General features: G+C 27.1%; 21 protein-coding genes, 1 tRNA gene and 1 other annotated feature. Of the genes, 12 read left to right on the top strand and 10 right to left on the bottom strand.

Annotation, left to right across the window (positions count from 1 at the left end; translation table 11 throughout):
• Positions 1–84: 84 nt before the first annotated feature.
• Entirely contained in the window at positions 85–651 is a 567-nt protein-coding gene (locus H8923_RS06055) for a DJ-1 family glyoxalase III (protein ID WP_153972050.1), read from the bottom strand.
• Positions 652–899: 248 nt separating this feature from the next.
• On the opposite strand from H8923_RS06055, the gene H8923_RS06050 reads away from it, so the two are divergent.
• Positions 900–1,487: a zinc dependent phospholipase C family protein gene (locus H8923_RS06050; protein WP_153972051.1), complete on the top strand. Its 588-nt coding sequence runs from the start codon at positions 900–902 to the stop codon at positions 1,485–1,487.
• Positions 1,488–1,495: 8 nt separating this feature from the next.
• Here H8923_RS06050 and H8923_RS06045 read toward each other — a convergent pair whose 3' ends face one another.
• The 3 genes from H8923_RS06045 to H8923_RS06035 all read right to left on the bottom strand — a co-directional run bounded on the left by H8923_RS06045 (position 1,496) and on the right by H8923_RS06035 (position 3,798).
• Entirely contained in the window at positions 1,496–2,281 is a 786-nt protein-coding gene (locus H8923_RS06045) for an HAD family hydrolase (RefSeq protein ID WP_153972052.1), read from the bottom strand.
• Between the two features lie 18 nt (positions 2,282–2,299).
• The gene (locus tag H8923_RS06040; RefSeq protein ID WP_153972053.1) at positions 2,300–3,535 is read right to left on the bottom strand and encodes a competence/damage-inducible protein A; all 1,236 of its coding nucleotides are present in this window, start codon (positions 3,533–3,535) and stop codon (positions 2,300–2,302) included.
• A gap of 189 nt (positions 3,536–3,724) precedes the next feature.
• Positions 3,725–3,798 (bottom strand) — tRNA-Cys (locus H8923_RS06035).
• A 229-nt stretch (positions 3,799–4,027) separates the two neighbouring features.
• Here H8923_RS06035 and H8923_RS06030 point away from each other — a divergent pair.
• From H8923_RS06030 to H8923_RS06020, 3 genes are all read left to right on the top strand, one after another.
• A complete protein-coding gene (locus H8923_RS06030) occupies positions 4,028–4,927 on the top strand; it encodes a D-alanine--D-alanine ligase (protein WP_153972054.1) in 900 nt (299 codons plus the stop codon).
• A 36-nt stretch (positions 4,928–4,963) separates the two neighbouring features.
• A complete protein-coding gene (gene pdxR, locus H8923_RS06025; RefSeq protein ID WP_330596618.1) occupies positions 4,964–6,427 on the top strand; it encodes a MocR-like pyridoxine biosynthesis transcription factor PdxR in 1,464 nt (487 codons plus the stop codon).
• Positions 6,428–6,557: 130 nt separating this feature from the next.
• Positions 6,558–6,980, top strand: a complete 423-nt coding sequence (locus tag H8923_RS06020; protein ID WP_153972055.1) for an HIT family protein — start codon at positions 6,558–6,560, stop codon at positions 6,978–6,980.
• 90 nt (positions 6,981–7,070) lie between these two features.
• On the opposite strand, the gene H8923_RS06015 is transcribed toward H8923_RS06020, so the two are convergent.
• A complete protein-coding gene (locus tag H8923_RS06015) occupies positions 7,071–7,844 on the bottom strand; it encodes a sugar phosphate isomerase/epimerase family protein (protein WP_153972056.1) in 774 nt (257 codons plus the stop codon).
• Between the two features lie 178 nt (positions 7,845–8,022).
• Between H8923_RS06015 and H8923_RS06010 the strand changes: the two genes are divergently transcribed.
• From H8923_RS06010 to H8923_RS06000, 3 genes are all read left to right on the top strand, one after another.
• Positions 8,023–8,724, top strand: coding sequence for a M15 family metallopeptidase (locus H8923_RS06010; RefSeq protein WP_243139954.1), 702 nt, complete (start codon positions 8,023–8,025; stop codon positions 8,722–8,724).
• A 35-nt stretch (positions 8,725–8,759) separates the two neighbouring features.
• The gene (locus H8923_RS06005; RefSeq protein WP_153972057.1) at positions 8,760–10,682 is read left to right on the top strand and encodes an ABC-F family ATP-binding cassette domain-containing protein; all 1,923 of its coding nucleotides are present in this window, start codon (positions 8,760–8,762) and stop codon (positions 10,680–10,682) included.
• 203 nt (positions 10,683–10,885) lie between these two features.
• Entirely contained in the window at positions 10,886–11,428 is a 543-nt protein-coding gene (locus H8923_RS06000; protein ID WP_153972058.1) for a GerMN domain-containing protein, read from the top strand.
• A gap of 87 nt (positions 11,429–11,515) precedes the next feature.
• On the opposite strand, the gene H8923_RS05995 is transcribed toward H8923_RS06000, so the two are convergent.
• Positions 11,516–12,331 carry a tetratricopeptide repeat protein gene (locus tag H8923_RS05995; protein WP_153972059.1) on the bottom strand — a complete coding sequence of 272 codons (816 nt, stop codon included), beginning with the start codon at positions 12,329–12,331 and terminating at the stop codon, positions 11,516–11,518.
• A gap of 249 nt (positions 12,332–12,580) precedes the next feature.
• Positions 12,581–12,801: a binding site (T-box leader), on the top strand.
• Between the two features lie 93 nt (positions 12,802–12,894).
• Here H8923_RS05995 and H8923_RS05990 point away from each other — a divergent pair.
• Both H8923_RS05990 and H8923_RS05985 read left to right on the top strand, forming a co-directional pair.
• The gene (locus H8923_RS05990; protein ID WP_153972060.1) at positions 12,895–14,274 is read left to right on the top strand and encodes a YjiH family protein; all 1,380 of its coding nucleotides are present in this window, start codon (positions 12,895–12,897) and stop codon (positions 14,272–14,274) included.
• A gap of 222 nt (positions 14,275–14,496) precedes the next feature.
• Positions 14,497–15,141, top strand: a complete 645-nt coding sequence (locus H8923_RS05985; protein ID WP_153972061.1) for an isochorismatase family cysteine hydrolase — start codon at positions 14,497–14,499, stop codon at positions 15,139–15,141.
• Positions 15,142–15,215: 74 nt separating this feature from the next.
• Here H8923_RS05985 and H8923_RS05980 read toward each other — a convergent pair whose 3' ends face one another.
• A complete protein-coding gene (locus H8923_RS05980; RefSeq protein WP_153972062.1) occupies positions 15,216–15,806 on the bottom strand; it encodes a DUF3867 domain-containing protein in 591 nt (196 codons plus the stop codon).
• Between the two features lie 300 nt (positions 15,807–16,106).
• The gene (locus tag H8923_RS05975; protein ID WP_153972063.1) at positions 16,107–17,015 is read right to left on the bottom strand and encodes a S66 peptidase family protein; all 909 of its coding nucleotides are present in this window, start codon (positions 17,013–17,015) and stop codon (positions 16,107–16,109) included.
• A 113-nt stretch (positions 17,016–17,128) separates the two neighbouring features.
• Here H8923_RS05975 and H8923_RS05970 point away from each other — a divergent pair, with 113 nt between their 5' ends.
• Together H8923_RS05970 and H8923_RS05965 are read left to right on the top strand one after the other, a co-directional pair.
• On the top strand, positions 17,129–17,923 hold the full coding sequence (locus H8923_RS05970) for a M55 family metallopeptidase (protein ID WP_153972064.1): 795 nt from the start codon (positions 17,129–17,131) through the stop codon (positions 17,921–17,923).
• 99 nt (positions 17,924–18,022) lie between these two features.
• A complete protein-coding gene (locus H8923_RS05965; RefSeq protein ID WP_187127872.1) occupies positions 18,023–18,490 on the top strand; it encodes a regulatory YrvL family protein in 468 nt (155 codons plus the stop codon).
• A 79-nt stretch (positions 18,491–18,569) separates the two neighbouring features.
• Here the strand turns inward: H8923_RS05965 and H8923_RS05960 are convergent, their stop codons facing one another.
• Entirely contained in the window at positions 18,570–19,856 is a 1,287-nt protein-coding gene (locus H8923_RS05960; RefSeq protein WP_153972065.1) for a Gfo/Idh/MocA family protein, read from the bottom strand.
• A 190-nt stretch (positions 19,857–20,046) separates the two neighbouring features.
• Here H8923_RS05960 and H8923_RS05955 point away from each other — a divergent pair, with 190 nt between their 5' ends.
• Positions 20,047–20,391: a RidA family protein gene (locus tag H8923_RS05955; protein WP_147540003.1), complete on the top strand. Its 345-nt coding sequence runs from the start codon at positions 20,047–20,049 to the stop codon at positions 20,389–20,391.
• 108 nt (positions 20,392–20,499) lie between these two features.
• Here H8923_RS05955 and glpK read toward each other — a convergent pair whose 3' ends face one another.
• A complete protein-coding gene (glpK, locus tag H8923_RS05950) occupies positions 20,500–22,017 on the bottom strand; it encodes a glycerol kinase GlpK (RefSeq protein WP_153972066.1) in 1,518 nt (505 codons plus the stop codon).
• Between the last annotated feature and the right edge of the window lie 162 nt (positions 22,018–22,179).

Genomic DNA, 22,179 nt, shown 5'->3' with positions numbered 1-22,179 from the left:
TCATATAAAAAAATTAAGTTTCTTATACCATAATATAATCAGAAATTTAAAGTTAATATCAATGATAATGTTTATATTGAGCATCTATTTTACATTTTGATTATAAAAATTAACCATCATACCATCTTTTATTTCTTCTGCTTTACTAACCTCTCCTAGCTCTTTTAAAACCTCCAATGCAAATAAAATTGCAGTAGCAGGACCTCTACTTGTGATTATATTATTATCTACTACAACAAGTTCATCTTCTATATAACTTACATTAGCTCTATTTTTAACAAATCCTGGGTAAGATGTGCATTTCTTATTTTCTAATAAACCAAATCCTTCTAGAGTTTCTGGCGCTGCACAAATAGCAGCAACTATTCTATCTTCTGCATTAAATCTTTTTACTATTTCTTCTACCATCTTGTCTTTTAAATTATCAGCCCCTGGTAGTCCTCCTGGTAAAACAACCGCATCATATTCTGTTACATCTATAGAATCTATATGGCAATCTGATTTTATTATAATATTATGAGTCCCTCTTACATACTCTTCATTTATTGTACACATATGACATGTTATATCTGCCCTTCTAAGAACATCAACTACTGAAATTGCTTCTATTTCTTCAAATCCATCTGCCAAAAATACCAATACTTTTTTCATATTATACCTCCGATTATTATATTTCTTTATTATTTTAATATTGATTATGTGAGTATCTTATATTTTGTATACTTATTTGGAATTTCTTGCTTATTGCATCATATAATACTTATTGATATTATTAAGTTAGCTATAAAAACAATAGTAAAAAATATGAACTATTTTTCTATTCTTTATAATAAATATTTAATTAAAGTAAACCATATATTATGTAGAGTAAATTTTAGTTTAGCTAATGAGGTGTAATTATGTTTGTAAATACTCACATTTTAATAGGTAAATCTATAGTTGAAAATATAAATGAAAATAAATCATTTTTCATGAGTGATAAAAACTTTATTTATGGAAATATAAAGCCTGATATATCTTCAAAATATGTACTTCAAAAGCACTATCTAGAAGAGTCCCTTGAAATGATATTTACTAAGGTAGAATACTTATGTTCCTTAAATTTAGATTGTATAAGTAAGTATTTTTCAATAAGCAAATTCAGTCAAGAATTAGGAGTTATATGTCATTTTTTATGTGATTTCTTCTGCGTACCTCATAGTAGACGTTGGGAGATGACTCATAGTATGAATAAGCATATTACTTATGAGAAAGAACTATCTATAGTTGCTAAGGAAACTGATTTAAAAAAATTCAAAGGAGATAGTATAGAAGCTAATAGCTTTCGTGAATTTTTTAATTCCATTTACTTAGAATATCAACGTAAAACCGAATACAAAAATGATTTATTATTTTCAAATTATGTATGTAATAGTGTTGTTAATTATATTCTTGATTCTATATTATCAAATACAGCTAAATCTTATAACTTAATAAATTGTGGTTAGGTGTTGAATTAATTTTCAACACCATTTATTTTATCTACAATTTCTATTACATCGCTTACACTTTTAACACTATAACTTGCACTTTCTTTAACTTCTTTTCTTCCATTATCCATTGCAAAACTATACTTAAATCCATATAACATTGGTATATCATTTTGTGAATCTCCTATTGTAGCAACTTCATCTAAAGTAACATCTAATATATCACATACATGTTTTATACCATTGCCTTTCGATATATGCCTTGGTGTAATACTTAAAACATGCGGTCCTGATAAATAAACATCTAAAATATCGCCAAATTCACTTTTATAATACAGCTCCATTCTTCCTAATTCATCTATATTTCTAGATAAAATTCCTATATTACCAACTAAATTGTCATATTTATCTCTTTTAAAAAATTCAGTATCTACTATACATTCTTTATCATACTTATCTAATATTTCTAATCCCCCAGATATAACTATATCTCCATCATACATAACATAAATAAATGAATCTTCTGATTTAAATCTATTTATAACTTTTCCAACTAAATTATCATCAATAACTTCCTTCAAAATTATATTTTTGTCCTTATCGTATACAAACGCTCCATTTTGACATATATAATATCCATTTAAGCTGAGCTTATTTTCAATCATCTTAGATGCCTGCTTTAAAGCTCTACCCGTTGCTATATGAAACTTAACTCCTTTAGATTCTATATATTCTATAGACTTTATATCCTCTTTACTAATTCCATCATGATAAAGAGTTCCGTCTAAGTCACAAAATATATGTTTTATCATAATTCCCTCCAAGATTAACTAAATATTTATTAATTCTAATCTTAAATCGTTTAATATAGTCTTCGTTGCTCTTAGTCTTATTTGCTGTCTATTTCCATTAAATACATATCTCTTAACCATTGTTTTTCCATTTATATAAATACCTAAATAAACTAAACCAACTGGCTTTTCTTCACTTCCACCCTCTGGACCTGCTATTCCTGTTGTTGACAATCCTATATTCGTATTATGTCTTTTTGCTATTCCTTCTGCCATTTCTTTAGCTGTTTCTTCACTAACTGCACCAAATTTATCTAGAGTTTCTTTTTTTACACCTAAAGACTTCATTTTAGCTTCATTAGAATAAGTTACGCAACCTTCCATAAAAACAGATGATATCCCTGGATAATTTATAAGATTAGATGATACCATTCCTCCTGTACATGATTCTGCTACACCTATAGTTAAATTTTTACTAACTAAAATCTTAGCAACAGTATCTTCTAATGAAATATCATCATCTGAGTATATGTACTTTCCTACTTTGTCTTGAATTTTATGAACAACTGGATTTATTAAATTTATAGCCTCTTCTTTGCTAGTAGCTTTTGCTGTAATTCTTAAAGTTACTTCCATATCCTTCGCATATGGAGCTACAGTTGGATTTGATTGCTCTTTTATTATATCTATTATTTCTTCTTCTAAAGAAGATTCACCAATTCCATAGAATCTAAGAGTTTTAGATTCTAAAATTTCAGTTGTTAGACTTTTTAAATATGGCTTAACACTTTCTTCGAACATTGGCTTCATTTCCCTTGGTGGTCCTGGTAATACTATTATTATTTTTTTACCTTTTCTTAAAATAGCTCCTGGTGCTGTACCATTGTTATTTTCAAGTATTATAGCATCTTTTGGAAAGTATGCTTGCTTTTTGTTATTCTCAGTAGGTATTTTTCCTAGTTTATTAAAATATATTTCTATCTTATTCCAAGACTTTTCATCAAGTACTAACTCCTGATTAAAAAACTTAGCTGCAGTTTCTTTAGTCAGATCGTCCTTAGTTGGACCAAGCCCTCCTGTAGTTATTACCATATCACTTCTATTTAAACTCTCTTCAATAGACTGTAATAATCGATCTTCATTGTCACCTACAGTGCCTTGATAATAAACCTCTACTCCTAAATCTGCTAATTCTTTTGCCAAATATTGCGAGTTTGTATTTACTATATCTCCTAAAAGGATTTCTGTTCCTACAGTTATAATTTCTGCTTTCATTGTCATTCACCCCTTCAATAATAATTTTTACTATATAAGTTTAATATATTTTTATATTTAAATGCCTTTATATAAAACAAAAGGGCCTATTTCAAATAAGTTTGCTTATCTAAGAAACAAAGCAGAAAATATGAATTTTCTACCAGATCCTATAAATAAACCAACATATTCAAAACAGCCCATTTTCATTGGAGGCGACACCCAGATTCGAACTGGGGATCAAGGAGTTGCAGTCCACTGCCTTACCACTTGGCTATGTCGCCTTATTGATTACAAGTAAATTATATATATCTTTTATAGTTTGTGCAACATAATTAATAAATATACTAAAAGATTTTATTTATAATCTCAACCACTCCATTCATAAACTTATAAAGTAGTGGTACTTTCAGTTCAAATATTAATTCAATATAATTAACTATAAGAAAAATATAAGAAATGAAATCGTCAATTTGATTTGAAGATTTAATAAATATATTGGGAGTGATAAATATGAAAATAGCAGTTATTATGGGTGGTATATCATCAGAAAGAGAAGTTTCGTTAAATTCAGGTAATGAAGTTTTTAATAACCTTGATAGAAGTAAATATGAAGTAACTAAAATTGTTATAAATAATACAGAGGATGTTTTTACAAAGATTTCAAATGATATTGATTTTGCATTTATCGCACTTCATGGTAAATTCGGTGAGGATGGGCGTATACAATCTATACTAGAAGCAAAAAATATACCTTATTCAGGATGTGGACCTTTATCAAGCGGAATTTGTATGGATAAGAATATTACTAAAAAAATATTAAAACATTCAAATTTGCCTACTGCTGATTGGATTGTCACAAATTCTATAAATAAAATAAATTATGATAAAATCGATAGTTTTGGGTATCCAGTATTTATAAAGCCTAATAGCGGAGGCTCAAGTGTAGCAACATTCTGTGTACGCTCAAAGGAAGAAGTAAAAAATGCTGTTGAAAAAGTTTTAGAGGTTGATGAGTATGCAATAATCGAAAAATATATACCTGGAAGAGAATATACATCATTTGTATTAAATGGTGAAGTCTATCCAACAATATCAATAAAAGCAAATTCTGATTTCTTTGATTATACTTCAAAATATAATGATAATGGAGCTATCGAAGAAGTCGTATACTTAGAAGATAAGCTTCAAGAAGAAATTAATAAAATTTCAGAAATCTGTTGGCGTATTTTCTATTGCAAAGCTTATGTAAGAATTGATATGATTATACATGATGGAGTTCCTTACGTTTTAGAATTGAATACTCTACCTGGATTGACTAAGACTAGTTTAATTCCTAGAAGTGCAGCTGCTAAGGGATTAAACTTTAGTGTCTTATTAGATAAAATAATTGAGTATTCATTACCACAGTAAAGTTCATACATCAAATTACTAAAAAATTGAGGTGATATGTTGTTATTCTCAAATCTTAAGATTAATGACAATGATCCGATTTATACGCAAATAAAAAATCATATATCTGATATGATATCTAAAGGATTGATACCTGATAAAAGTAAGCTCCCTTCAACAAGGGAGCTTAGTCAAATTCTTAAAGTAAGTAGAAACTCTGTAGTTCTAGCTTATGAAGAACTAAAATCAGATGGATATATATACTCTGTTTCTGGAAAAGGTACCTTTGCAAACTCAAAAAAAGATGTTGCTAAAAGTAGTTGGTGTGTAAATTGGAATAATCTTGAAAATAATTATTCAAAAACTGCAACTAAAATGGATATAATAAAAAATGAAATTTCTTGGAAGTCTAATTTAATATCTTTTAAAAGCATATCTCCTGATGGTTCTATGTTTGATATAGATGAGTTGAAAAAATCTTTTTTAAATAGAATTTCACTAGAAGGAGATAAACTTCTTAATTATGGATATGCCCAAGGATATAAACCATTAATTGATTATCTATTGGAATATATGAATAAAAAAGGCGTGGATACTTCTAATAAAGATATCCTTATAACAAACGGATTTACAGAAGGATTAGATATCATCCTTTCTTCTTTTACATCCCCTGGAGACTATATTATTTGTGAAAATCCTACACATAATACTACTATAAAAATTATGAAAGCATTAAATTTAAATATAATTAATGTAGATATTGATGAAAATGGATTAAATTTCAATATGTTAGAAGAAAAACTATCTAAGTATAAATATAAAATCAAGTTTGCTTATATAACACCTTCATATCATAATCCTACAGGAATAGTTATGTCTCCTGAAAGTAGATATAAATTTTATAATCTAATGAAAAAAAATAACATTGCTATTATTGAAGATGGGTTCAATGAAGAACTTCTTTACTCTAGTTCTCACATCTTCCCTATTGCATCACTTGATAATCTAAATAATGGTGTTCTTTACATAGGTAGCTTTTCAAAAATTTTATTTCCTGGTTTAAGAATTGGATGGGTGCTTGCTGATAAAAATGTTATTTCTAAGTTAGAAAGCGTTAAAAGATGTAAGACAATACATGTTTCTTTTTTAGATCAAGGCATTCTTTATGATTATTTATACAATGGTGGATTTGAGAAGTATATGAAGAAAATTCGTAAGTTTTATGGTGATAAGTTTAATTTTGCTTATGAGTGTGCTCACAAATATATTCCTAATGAATATATTCTTGGCGATGGTGGTCTTCATATTTTTGTAAAATTAAAAAATATTAATTGCCGTGAGCTTTTAGATAAATGCTATGAAAAAGGCGTTATATTTATGCCAGGTGATATTTTTTATGTAAATGATTATAAACATGATACTTTAAGGCTAGGCTTTTCTAGATTATCTTTTGATGATATTGAAAAAGGTATTAAAGTCATAGGTCAATGTGTTAGAGATATTGAAAATCCTAAAAGTTAAAGGTCAACTTTTAGTATTTTTTATACTTTACTATAAATTATCTACAGATTAATCTTAATTTCGTGCAGTTACATTATAATTATGATATAGTATTAATTGGAAATATATTAATCATAAAGGGGAATAAAAAATGATAGACAAAAATTGTGCTTATTGTGTGGAAGGCGAATTAGTAGATAAGTTTGGAATTAAAATATGTGAATTAGAAACATCAAAAGTTTACTTATTTAAAGAACAAAGCCACAAGGGACGTGTAATTGTTGCACATAAAAAACATATTGGTGATATGACAGTGTTGAGTTCAGACGAAAGAGCTGCTTATTTTGAAGATATATCAAAAGTATCAAAAGCTTTACAATCTGCTTTCAAACCAAATAAAGTAAACTACGGTGCATATGGGGATACTGGATGTCATCTACATTTTCACTTAGTTCCAAAGTATTCTGATGAATTTGAATGGGGTACTACTTTCGCAATGAATCCTGATAGAATAACTCTTACAGAAGATGAATATCAAGAGTTAATAAATCAAATTAAAGAAAATTTAAAATAATAACTAATTAGAGCTATCATTTAAATGATAGCTCTTTATTATTAAATATAACTAATACTTAAAATTATCATATAAAATTTATCTATACATCTATCTTCTACTTATAAATCCATCTTCACACAAGACTTCCAAAGATTTTTTAAGTTCATCTACATCTACTATCTCCAAAGAAATACTAACATCCTTATTATTCTTTTCCACTAATCCAATAATTTTTTTAACATCAATATTTCCTTTATCTATTCCAAAGTGGCTATCTTCTTCACCATAATTATTATGAACATGCAAATGACCTATTTTATTATCTAAAGCCTCTATCCATTGTTCTATAGCTAACTTAGAATAAACATTAGTATGTCCTAAATCCAAACACGCATTAAAATTCGCTTTATTAACTTTATCTATAGTCTCTTTAATAAGAAAATAATCCCATTCTAAAACATTTTCTAGATGATAAATTATATCATTACTTTTATCTTTAAAAAACGTCTCCCAAAACTTATCAGTATTTTGTAACCACTCTGTGTAAGTATATAATCTAGGTATATAACTATTATGATATACTATCTTTTTTGCATTGAATTCTTTAGCAACTTCATAAGCTTGGTTATACCTTTTACTAGTTATCTTAGTTATTTCTATATCTCTACTTCCTGCTGATAAATCTGCAAATGGTCCATGTATGGAAATATCTATTTCATCTAATAAACTTCCCCATTCTGTTTTATATTCTTTTATAAATTTTTCTTTATTATCTAATATAAACGGATTAGAAAACTGAACTATCTCAAGTCCTACATTATACTTTTCTATTATAGGAATTATCTTTTTATTTTCATCTAATTGCGATATATAAAAGTTCATTTTATACTCCTTATTTACTTATTTTTATTAAAATACATCCTAGCATTTTAACTATTAGATTAAATTTACAATTTAGGTTATAATTAATATTGTATCTAAAAAACTTTATTTAAAAATATATTTACTAATTTCATAGTAATATATTTTTCTAGTAATATCTATAAATAAGGAGGATAATTTGTCAAATAAAATTAAATACATAGCTTTTTTTATTATATTAATTAGTTCTATTGGTTTTATTGGATGTAAAAGTAATGAAGGTATTATTGATTCTACTGATAAAGTAAAACCTATATCTGAAAAAGGACCAATATTTTCTTATTCTGAAATTTCTACTGATATCAAAAGTAAAATGTTAGGCTCTTCCATGCCTGAAAATGAACCTATAAGCTTTGATAATTTATCTTATCTAAAATTAACTTACTATGGATTCGATGAAAAATCTCACGTTGGTGAAATGATTGTTAATAAAGACGTTGCAGCTGAAGTCGTAGAAATATTTAAAGAACTTTACGATGCAAAATATCCTATTGAAAAAATAAAATTAATTGATGAGTATAATGCTAGTGATGAGCTTTCCATGAAGGATAATAATTCATCATCTTTTTGCTATAGAACTATTGCAGGAACTGATGTAGTCTCTAACCATGGAAAAGGTGTTGCAATTGATATTAATCCTCTTTTCAACCCTCATGTTAATACTTCTACAAATAAAGTTAGCCCTGACACTGCTTATGATTATGCGAATAGAAATACTGTGCTAAAGGGTATGATTGTAAAAGGAGATGCATGCTATAATGCGTTTATTAAAAGAGGATGGTCTTGGGGTGGAAACTGGAAAAACCCTGACTATCAACACTTTGAAAAAATAAATAATTAAATATAAACTTAAAATTATAACAAAAGGTGATTTATATGAACTTAATGACATTAGAAAATATAAGCAAGAGTTATTCTGAGAAAACTTTATTACAAAATATATCTCTTGGTATTAATGAAGGTGAAAAAATAGGTTTAATCGGTGTTAATGGTACTGGTAAATCTACACTTTTAAAAATAATTGCTGGAGCTGAGGAAGCTGAATCTGGTACTATAACTAAAGCTAATAAGGTTAGAGTTGAGTATTTACCTCAAAATCCAGAGTATGATGAAGAAGCTACAGTACTTGAACAGGTATTTAAAGGTACTTCTGCTGAAATGAAGTTACTTGGTGAATATGAAGAAGTTTTAGAAAAAATAAATACTTCTTATGATGAAAACTTAAATAAAAAATTATTATCTTTACAAGAAAAAATAGATGCACTTAATCTTTGGGATTTAGAGAGTGAAGCTAAAACTGTTCTTACTAAACTTGGTATAAATGATTATACTCAAAAAATAAAGGAATTATCAGGTGGTCAAAGAAAAAGAGTCTCTCTTGCATCTGCTCTTATAACACCTTGTGAATTATTAATACTTGATGAGCCTACCAACCACCTGGATAATAATACTATAGACTGGTTAGAAGAATATTTAAACGCTTCTAAGTTTTCGCTACTTATGATAACTCACGATAGATATTTCTTAGATCGTGTTACTAATAGAATCATAGAACTAGATAAAGGTAGGTTATTTAGCTACGATGGTAACTATTCTCTTTTCCTAGAAAAGAAAATGGAAAGAATAGCTATAGAATCTAGTATGGAAGAAAAACGTCAAAACTTAATTAGAACAGAGCTTGCTTGGGTAAAACGAGGAGCAAAAGCTCGTACTACAAAGCAAAAAGCTAGACTTCAAAGATTTGATGAATTAACTAATAGAGAAGTTATTACTCCAGATGAAAGAATGGATATATCTGTCGGTTCTTCTAGACTTGGTAATAAAATAATAGAAATTCACAATATCTCTAAAACCTTTGGAGATAAAACTGTAATAAATAACTTGGAGTATACTCTTACTCGCCATGATAGAATCGGTATAATTGGTAAAAATGGTCAAGGTAAGTCTACTCTTATAAAAATCTTAAACGGAGAATTAACTCCTGATAGTGGAGAAATTGAAATAGGTGAAACTGTTAAAATAGGATGCTTTACACAAGATGATGCTCATATGGATTTAAGTATGAGAGCTATTGATTATGTTAAAGAAGCTAGTGATTATATAGAAACAGCTGATGGAACTAAAATATCTGCATCTCAAATGTGTGAGAGATTTTTATTTAACTCAACAATGCAGTACACTCTTATAGGAAAACTATCTGGTGGTGAAAGACGTAGACTTCATTTACTTAGAACTTTAATGTTAGCACCAAATGTTCTTTTACTAGATGAGCCTACAAATGATTTAGATATAGAAACTCTAAATAGACTAGAAGATTACCTTGATGAATTTAAAGGTGTTGTAATATCTGTATCTCATGATAGATATTTCTTAGATAGAATTTGTAATAAGATATTCGCTTATGAAGGTAATGGTAATATTCATATATTTACAGGTAATTATAGTGATTATTTAATTTACAAAGAAATTCAAGGTATAGAATTTGAAGAATCTCAAAAAAACACTAAAAAAGAAACTGAGCATAAAGAAGTAAAAAAAGAGAAGCCTAAAAATGATAAAAAACTTAAGTTTTCTTATAATGAACAAAGAGAATTTGATTCTATAGATTCTGATATTGAAAAACTTGAAAATAAAATTGCTGAACTTGAAGAAAGCACATCAAAATTTGCTACTAACTTTACTAAACTACAAGAAATATTAGATGAAAAAGCAAATCTTGAAAAAGAATTAGAATATAAATACGAAAGATGGGAATATTTAAATAACCTAGCTGAAGAAATTGCAAACTCAAAAAATTAAATAATTAAACTAAGTCTATCTGAAATTATATGATTTTAGATAGACTTTTTTATATACTAAATCATTGTACAAGATTTGTTTTTATTTAATTTATAATTATTCAAATTTATATTTTAGTCATATATTTATATCATAAATCATACTCTGATACTAGTCTATTATCTTTTAATTGAGATAAATAGATTAATTAAGGAGGTGTTTATTTGAAAAAATCTATATATTTTTTTATAATGCTTTTTTCTTGTATATTATTAGTTTCTGGATGTTCTAATACTTCTTCTGATGAAAATAAGGACAACAATAACTCAAAAGGAGAAATAAGTTCTACTAATGATCCCAACGATACTGATGAAGATTCTAATGTAACTGCTACTATTTATGTATCCGATTTTGAAAGTGATTCCATTGTTAATAAAGAGGTCAAATTAAAAGAAATCACTGCGAATACTATATTTGATGAATTAAAAATTGAAGATATAGTTGTTTCTGATGCTACCGTGAAAGATTTTACTACATATGAAGGTCAAGACAATAAGACAATAGGTGTTCTTAATTTATCTAAAGAGTTTTATAACTTTAATTTAGGTGCTGGATTTGAATCTATGATGCTTAATTCTATTGCTAAAACTTACATAGAAAACTTCGATTTAGATAAATTTAAAATATTAGTTGAAGGTGAAGAATATGAAAGTGGACATATATTAATAGAAAAAGATGAATACTTCACTAAAGATTCTTTAGAGTAAAATAAAATTTATCTTTAATAATAAAATAAAAATGGTCTTAGTATATTCAAGATACAACCTAAGACCACTTTTATTTTTTATTTGAAATTACAACTTTTCTACTATATCAAAACTATAAATAATATGATCTATTATTTTTTCATAGCTTGAGTCTAAGTATTTATCTACAATTACTCTAACATCATATACTCCTCTTACTCCCTTACTTATAAACAAGTAGTTACAAGTACCATCCAAGCCTTCTCCACAAATTAACCTTCCATCACAGTGTCCATTATTGAATACAACTGATTCTATACATCCCATATTATTTGCTACCCTATCTAAGTCTACACAGAAAGACATATTTTCTGGGATTTCTATTAAGAATACTTGCATTTTTATATTGAAAATAACGTCTCCATCTACTTTGTCTATTGCAACTGTATCAAAACAATTTTTATTCTTTGATTCAAGCCTAATCCAATTCTTTGGCATATCAATTATATATCCTAAATCACTTTGTACAGTCTCATATTCTGTATCAGCTATTTTACTTTGTTTACCAATATCTTCATATCTCATTTCTCTTAGTAATGCTCCTGATTTTTTAAAACCATTTTTATATGAGTTAATTAAATATTTTTTCGCCAATTCCTTATCAATTTCTGTTCCTAGACCTTCTTTTAAAATTTTGCCCAATTCGTATTGAGCACCTGCATTATCTTTATCTGCACACTTAGTTAGTAATGGTATCGCCTCTTTGTAATTCTCTATTTCTAAAAGTTCAATAGCTCTGTCATAGTCATTTATCATAGACCCCTGCTCCTCTAATGTCTTTCTTAATATTTCTTTTTGATATTCTAGCTCATTTTTTCTTTTTTGCTCCTTGAACATCTCTCTAAATATCTCATTTATGGCCATACCTTCGCCCCCACTTTTAAACTATAAACATATACTATATTTTATTTTTTTTAGTTATTTATGTTACTAGGATTATGAATATTCATAATACTTTATAAGAAGTTAATTTTGTACTCAAAGATACTTAATATAATTAATAATACTTATGCTTTTAATTTGTCATAAAATTTAAAATATAAATTCTTTTTAAATAAATTATTGACTTTTTATATTAATTAATTTATATTTATATCTAACAAGTTAATATTTACAAATTCTGAGAAAAAGAGAGTAAGTTAAATGAATTTTATAGAGAGCTAAGGATGGTGGAAGCTTAGTATTGAAGTTTAATTGAAGAGAGCTTTGGAGAATATTATTTGAAATACTAGTATGATAATAGGTTATCTCGCCTTAAGAGATTGAGTGGATAAAATTGTATTTTTATATAATTTTATCAACGAGAGTGGTAACGCGGAAATTTCGTCTCTTGGTTTTTAAAACCAAGAGACTTTTTTATTTGAATTTTATTTTGCAAAATACAAATCAATAACCAATTATTAACATTTTAGGAGGATATAATTATTATGGAAAAGTCAACTCACAATAGTATTGAATCAAAAAGCAATAATATACTTAAATTTTTAATACCATCATTATTAGGATTATTTTTATTTGTTATACCAATACCATATGGAAATCTTATACATTTAGATGGTTTATCTACTTACAATATAGGTATCGGATTTTTAGCCGAACTTATAAAAATAATGGCTTCTGGTCACTTAGAAAATATAGCACTAGTTGTTATTGTTACATCTGCAGTTTTATCTATACTTAGCAAATTTATGAATATAAAAAATGAATTTTTAAGAGATTTATTAAATGTTTCACCATTTTGGTTAGTATGTAGAATTTTAGGTGCTATATTTATAGTTATGACATTATTTAATGTTGGACCCGAGTTTATAAAATCAGATGTTACTGGTGGTACAATGATAGGTCTTTTACCAAGTTTACTTGCTATATTCTTAGTATCAGGATTTTTATTACCACTAGTAGTAGATTTTGGTCTTATGGACTTATTTGGTACTATGATATCTAGATTTATGTATAAATTATTCAAAGTTCCTGGTCGTTCTGCAATAGATGCAGTTTCTTCTTGGTTAGGAGATGGTACTTTAGGAATTATGATAACTAATACTCAATATAAACAAGGTTTTTATACTGCTAAAGAAGCTGCTATTATCTCAGTTTGCTTCTCATTAGTATCATTACCATTCTCAACAGTAATAGCTGATCAACTTGGCTTTATGCCTTTATTTGTTCCTTTCTATGCTACAGTTTGTATAGCATCATTAGCTTGTGCATTAATAATGCCTCGTATATATCCTTTAAAAGGATTTACTAATGAGACCTACAATAATGTTGAGCATTTAAAAGAAGAAATAGTTCCAAAAGGTGTTAATACTTTCAAATTTGGATTAGACAAAGCTATAAAAAGAGCTGAAACTGCTCCTACTGTAAAAAATATATTAATCAATGGATGTAAAACTGTTATAGATATGTACTTAGGGCTTTTACCTTTAGTAATGGCTTGGGGAACTTTAGCTTTAATAGTTGCTGAGTTTACCCCTTTCTTTAATGTAATTTCTATACCTGTTGTATTTGTACTTAATCTACTTCAAATACCTGATGCTCAAGCTGCAGCACCAGCTGTATTAGTTGGATTTACAGATATGTTCTTACCATCAATCATGGTATCTGGATCTGATATAAGTCAAGTTACGCAGTTTATAATAGGTGTTTTATCTATAACTCAGTTAGTTTACTTAACTGAAACTGGTGCAGTTATACTAAAGTCTGATATACCTCTTAAGTTAAAAGATTTATTTATTATTTTCTTAACAAGAACTATAATTGCACTGCCAATAATAACTATAATTGCAAAGCTTATATTTAAATAAATAAAAAGGTTAGTTTTGAAAATATCAAAACTAACCTTTTTATTATTTTCATAAGTAAAATTAACATCTGTTGTAATATATATTTTACTTAATTCTTCATGCAATGTATTGCTAATATTATTGTTAGTATCTTCTCTATAAAAATAAATACTTCTTCTGTCTTTACACTAGTATTTACTTTAATGTATTATATATATATATAATTGTACGCAGGGGGTTTTTATGAATAACTTATTAAATGAATTAGAAGCTTTAAAAAATAATTTAGATAATTTACCAGTAGAAAATATATCTAATATTCAGCTTAACAAAACAGATTTATTTATAGTAGATATAAATAATGGCTTTGCAAAAGGTGGAGCCTTATATTCACCAAGGATAGAATCACTTATTAATCCTATCACTGAATTTTCAAAAAAATTATCACCTAAATTACATAGAATTATTGCATTTACAGATTGTCATCCTAAAGATTCTATAGAATTTTTAAGCTATCCTCCTCATTGTTTAGAAGGTGATGCTGAAAGTGATATTGTAGACGAGCTAAAAACTATTGAAAATCTTAAAGTGCTACCTAAAAATTCTACTAATGGATTTTTTGCATTAGGAAATATGAACTTTGATAATGTAGATAATATCATAGTAATAGGAGACTGTACAGATATTTGTATTTACCAGTTTGCAGTCACTCTAAAAACATATTTTATACAAAACAATATAAATAAAAACGTAATAGTTCCAATGAACTTAGTTGATACATATGATATTCCTAATGTTCATTGTGCAGATTTATCTAATATCGTATTCTTAAACAGTATGATACAAAATGGAATAAATGTTATAAAAAGCTTTTCAATAGATGAGTAAGTATAATAAAAAATGGTGATGCTAGATAAGCTCACCATTTTTTATTTTATATATTATATTCGTATTCGATATTTTTAATAATCGTATTCTGTACAATTTTCACATAAAACTACTCTTATTTTATTATTGAACATATTTTTATAAGATAGTAAAAATTCATTTAATTCTGCATCAACTAAATTTATTTTTTTATTACTGTAAAGCATAACCTTATCTTGATCTATCATTATAGTAATATCATTAACATCATTTTTTATAGTTGCATAAATACAGCTTTTAGGTTGTATTTTTGATCCATATCTTTCATAGAAACCAGCAGCTTTTCTTATGTTATTTAATTGGTCTTCATTCATATTACTAGGATCTAAGTTTCCCATATTTATAGTTGATGGATCAATTCCAAAATTCTTTAATTGCTTTTCTATCTCTTGAGAATCCATTCCGTATCTTTCCATAAACTTCTTTTGTATATTCATAAACTTTTCTTGAGATATATTGTTATCATTCATATAATCAAATATTTTTCTTGAAAATTCAGACATACTCATACTTCCATCCATAACAGAAAAATATAAATTATAAATGTACTGTTCGAATTTATCTACATCAGTATCTTTAACTTTATTTTTCAATTCATTAAAATCAATAATTCTATCATCAGACATATCTATTCCTCCTAGCAAAGTTTTACTTGTATAAGATTATATCATATTTACGACAAATAAATATATATTCATATCTTTTTAACATAAAATTATTTCTACTCAAATATATTTTATAAAAATATATTATAGGAGGAGCTAAATGTCTTTTAGATTATTACTAGTATTTGCAATATTACTTTTTTTTGTTATTCCATAGCAGAGTTTTAATATTTTATATTAATCTTTATAGTACTTTATCTTCAGGCATAAATATTATATATAATATTTATGCCTATTTGTAATATATTTTATACCTTTACTTTAGTTATTAAATTTGATTATTGATTGACCAGATTTTATAGTACATTGTACTCCTAAAGGAATTGTTACCATTGGTGTGCAGTGACCTGACTTAAGGTTATATACTGTAGGCTTTTTATATTTATTAGCAATTTCTTTTAATAATTCAATAAGGTCACAGTCCTTTTCTGTGCTTTTCCTACAATCTGCAAAATCACCAAATATAATTCCTTTACAATCTCTAAACTTATTTGCTAATTCTAAATGCTTTAATAATCTATCTATCCTATATATATATTCTCCAACTTCTTCTATAAATAATATTTTATCCTTAGTATCTATTTCATATTCTGTTCCTAGCGTAGAAGTTATCATAGATAAATTTCCACCTATAATTTGCCCTGTAGCATTCCCTTTATACAATGTATAAATGGGTATATTATCTGGATTAGTTACCCAATATTCTCCTTTGAAGTTTAATGCTTCTAACAATGAATAATAGGAAGATTCATCCCATAAACTTGCTTTATTTGCCATTATTCCGTGATAAGTTATTAAATTGCATTTTTGATTAAAAGCTATATGCAAAGCAGTTATATCTGAAAATCCTATGAATATTTTAGGATGTGTTTTTATTATATCGTAATCTATCATATCTAAAATTCTACTACTTCCATATCCTCCCCTTAAACACATTATTGCATCTACTCTATCATCTAAAAACATATTCTCTAGATCTAATACTCTCATTTCATCTTGACCAGCTAAATAACCTCTGTAGTTTAAATAACAACTTCTACCTATTTTTACTTTATAACCATAACTCTCTATAGAACTTTTTATTCCTTCAATAGTATATTCTCTTAAATCCCCTGCAGGAGCTATTATACCTATAGTATCTCCTTGTTTTAGACATTTAGGTCTATTCATATTAACTCCTCCTATTTAATATTATTAGTTTATATTTAGTCATAAATATTCTATACTTAAAATTGAGATGATATTACTATAATAATATCAATTATTAAATTAGGAGGATATTTATGAAAATATATATAAGTGCAGATATAGAAGGTACTTGCGGAATCGTCCATTGGGATGAAACAGAACTTGAAAATAATCTCTCAACTTATAATAAAGATCAAATGACTAAAGAAGTTAATGCTGCTTGTCTAGGCATTAATGACATTGAAAAAAGCGACATCATTATTAAAGATGCCCATGATAGTGCTAGAAATATAAATCCTATGAATCTACCTGAAAATATAAAAATACTTAGAGGCTGGACTAAAGATCCTCATGTTATGATGGGTGGTATTGATAAAAGTTTTGATGCATCATTATTTGTAGGTTATCACAGTCCAGCCACATTTAATGGTAATCCTTTGTCCCATACCCTAGATACTAAATTTGATTATATAAAAATAAATGATGATATTGCCTCTGAATTTACTATAAATGCTTATACTAGCGCTTATTATAACGTTCCTGTTCCCTTCTTAAGTGGAGATGAAATGCTTTGTGAACATGCAAAAAAATTAAATCCTAATATTATTACAGTTCCAGTTTCAAAAGGAATCGGAAATGCTTCTATATCAATTCATCCAACTCTTGCTGTAAAAAATATAAGGTTAGGCGTTAAATCAGCTTTGTCTGGTGATTTATCTAGGCATTTGATAAAATTACCTGAATCTTTCAAGATAGAAATTAAATTTAAAGAACATTATAACTCCTATAAAGCTTCATTTTATCCTAATATGAAAACTATAGATTCTCAAACCTTGGTATTTAAAACTGATGATTACTACGAGGTTTTAAGAATGTTACTTTTCATATAAAATCCATTCAATAAAATATTTTAAGTTTTTACTATTTTTATGCAATTTTCTCTTCTTTTTATAGTAAACTATTATAGAATATAGTTAGTTAAAGGAGGGATTAAAATAAATAAAAAAGATAAAATTCCTTTTTTTGAGATAGCTTCCTTAATTTTATTTTTTATTGTATTTTTCGGAATATCTTTTTTAGTCTTTACCTTTGTAGGTATTGGTTTCTTATCCTTTTTAGGGTTTGAATATAATTCCGTTGGTGCTGTTATATTATTTTTTGCAATATATTTCTTAATAGGAAGTCCTATAGATTTTTTATGTACATCTTTATTAGATGTATTTAGATATGTAAATAAATTACCTTATCCTATATATAAAGCACTTGAGGCTTTATTAGATATATTATTAACTTTTATAACTATGGATATTATAGATAAATTTATGACATCTATAAGTATTCCTTCTCATACAGAAATACTATTTGCAATTTTATCATATGCACTTTCTCAGTGTGTAGATTTTTTTGACTTTGGAAAAAATAGTGACCCTAAAAATCCAAAAGATAGTGATGAATAATTAAAAGGAAGTGGCTTAATGTAATGCTTTAATGTAAACATTATTTTAAAACACTTCCTTTTAATTCATTTACATGTAATTAAAGTAATGTACTTTCTATCTCATTAGTCATTCTTATTGCATTTTCAAAGAATTCATCTATATGTACAACTTCTTCGCTCACTCTTGAATATTCTGCTGCAAATGCCATTACATGACTTTCTATTGCTTCTTTTATATTATTTCCATCCTTGTTAATATTATCTTCTGATACTAATCTTATAAAACTTTTTATAAGATTTATATTTCCTTCATTTTGACTTAAATCATCCTTATAAGTATTTATTAACTCTTCCTTATCTTGCCCAAATTTTTTTATTCTAATTTCATTATCCTTAAAACTTCCACCTACTTCTCCATTAGTAAACATCAACTTAATCGTTCTATTGCATTCTTTAGTAAATGCAGATAAGTTAAATGTAGCTGTTACATCATTTTCAAATTCTATTATACTTACCATATTATCTACTACATTATTATCACATCTATATACACATCTTCCATAAGGTCCTTCTTTTAAGATATTATCTAAATTCTCTTTTGTAGGATTTATATGTACTGCATTATTTAATATCCTAGTATTTTCTAGATATATTTTTTTACAAGAATAAGGACAATGCTCTTCTTCACTACAACGATAACAATTTTCACTCATTGTTAATTTAAAACTATCGCTATTAAAATGCTTTAACTTACCAAAAGATGCGACTTTTCTGCATTGGCTTCCTGTAAGATATAGAAGTATATCCATATCATGACAACTTTCTGTCAAGATAATAGGACTAGTATCACTACTATTTCTCCAATTTCCCCTTACATAACTATGAACAAAATGCCAATACCCTATATTTTCATTATGTTGTATACTAACTAACTCACCTAATTCTTTACTATCAATTATATCTTTTAATTTTTTAAAAAATTCTGTATATCTAAGTACATAACAAGTCATCAAAATTTTATCATTATATATTTCTGATAACTCTTTTAAATGAACTAATCCATCTAAGCTATTCGCCATTGGCTTTTCTAAAAGAACATGATATCCTTTTTCTAAAGCTAATTTTGCATAGTTATAATGTCTATCATCACTAGTGGTTATTATTACTGCATCTGCTATTTTTTCAGATTCAAAGAATCTTTCAGCGCTTTCAAATACTGATCCGTCTTTTAAATTATATCTTTGAGAAAATAAGTCTCTTCTTCCCTTTTTAGTTTCAGCTACTGCTACTATTTCACATAAATGAGGATTCTCTAAAATATATGGAGGATATGCATAAGTCCCCCTAACTCCTGCACCTATTACTGCAACTTTTACTTTATTCATCTTGATTACCCTTTCTCTAATATAATGTTTAAAATTATATTACTTATCCTTACAAGTTTATTATAGTATATTTTTTATATTAGCTACATCAACTTATCCTTTTTATTTTTATTAACCTAGATTATTATATTATTTTGTATTATAATCTTAATTGTTACAATTAATGATAATATTTTAGGAGGCAAATCTTATGGAAATCAAAAGATATGAAAACAACGGTAGAATGAGTTCTGTAGTAGTACATAACAACACACTTTACTTATCAGGTCAAGTTCACGCTGAAGGTGATGTAAAAGAACAAACTGCTGGTGTATTAAGTAAAATAGAAACTTTACTAGAAAAATACAATTCAGATAAGAACCACATATTATCAGCTACTATATACTTAAAAACTATGGATGATTTTGCTGATATGAATTCAGTTTGGGATAACTGGACTGAAGATGGACATGAACCAGCAAGAGCTTGTGTTGAAGCTAAAATGGCTAGAGAATGCTTATTGGTTGAAATATCAGTAGTTGCTGCTACTAAGTAGTAAAAATTAATATATAAAAAAGGAATTTTCGTTGTCATAGCTTTGCTACTACTTACTTAAATTCCTTTTTTATAATAAGTTTTTACATATTAATATAGAAATATTTAATTAATCTTGGTCTTCTGTATCTTCAAGTTCCCATTGAATTGCTCTTGAAACAGCTCTTTTCCAACCTTTATATAATTTTGTTCTTTTATTTTTATCCATACTAGGAACAAATTCTTTTTGTACTTTCCACTTTGATGTTATTTCATTTTTATTTTTATAAAAACCTACTGCTAGTCCTGCTAAATAAGCTGCACCTAGGGCTGTAGTTTCTATTATTTCTGGTCTATCTATATTTACATCTAATATATCTGATTGGAATTGCATTAGGAAATTATTGCTACTTGCTCCTCCATCAACTCTTAAATCTTTTACTTTTATATCAGAGTCTTGCTCCATTACAGTTATTACATCCTTAGTTTGATATGCTATAGATTCTAAGGTTGCTCTTATCATATGTTCTTTTTTAGAACCTCTTGTAAGTCCTACTATTGTTCCCCTAGCATACATATCCCAATAAGGTGCTCCTAATCCTGTAAAAGCAGGTACTACATATACTCCATTAGTGTCCTCTACTTTGTTAGCATAAGTTTCACTATCTTTTGCCGTTTTAATCATTCTAAGCTCATCTCTAAGCCACTGAATTGATGCACCGCCCATAAATATACTTCCTTCTAAAGCATAGTGTATTTTATTATCTATACCCCATGCTATAGTTGTTATAAGTCCATTTTTTGATTCAACTATTTTCTCACCTGTATTCATAAGTAAGAAACATCCTGTTCCATAAGTATTTTTAACACTACCTTCTTCAAAACAAGTTTGACCAAATAATGCTGATTGCTGATCTCCTGCACAACCCGATATTGGTATTTGTGCTCCTGCCAACATTTGCTCATCAGTATGTCCATATATATAGCTAGATGGTTTTACCTCTGGCAACATATTTATTGGTATGTTTAATTCTTTTAATATATCTTCATCCCATTTTAATTCTTTAATATTATACATCATAGTTCTAGATGCATTTGAATAATCCGTTACATGAACTTTTCCATGAGTCAGTTTCCATATAAGCCATGTATCTACTGTTCCAAATAATAAATCACCTTTATCTGCTTTTTCCCTTGCACCTTCTACATTATCAAGTATCCATTTTACCTTAGTAGCTGAGAAATAAGCATCTATTAAAAGACCTGTTTTATCTTTTATAGTTTTCTCCAACCCCTTTTCTTTTAAATTATGACATATATCTGAAGTTCTTCTACATTGCCAAACAATAGCATTGTATATTGGCTTTCCTGTATTTTTATCCCATACTATCGTAGTTTCTCTTTGATTTGTTATTCCTATGGCTGCTATCTCATCTGGAGTTATTCCTGCTGTTTCTATTACCTCTCTCATAACTCCACTTTGTGATCCCCATATTTCCATAGGGTTATGTTCTACCCATCCTGCTTTAGGATATATCTGAGTGAATTCTTTTTGAGCCGTCTCTAGTATTTCACCTTTATTATTGAATAATATAGCTCTAGAACTTGTTGTTCCTTGATCCAGTGCCATTATATATTTCTTTTCCATATTGTCCTCCTTAAATGAAATATTGCTTATTTAATTATTTACACTTTATTTTACCATAAAATAAAATTAGTTATAGTGATACATAATTAAATTACTATTTTAAATACGCTTATATATAATTTAAGTATATTTATCTAAATATTATTAAAGTTTTCACTTACA

It is taken from the genome of Romboutsia faecis (assembly GCF_014323405.1).
Taxonomy (GTDB): domain Bacteria; phylum Bacillota; class Clostridia; order Peptostreptococcales; family Peptostreptococcaceae; genus Romboutsia_E; species Romboutsia_E faecis.
Note: the sequence above shows the minus strand (reverse complement) of the source record. Positions and strands in the feature narration are given on the sequence as shown.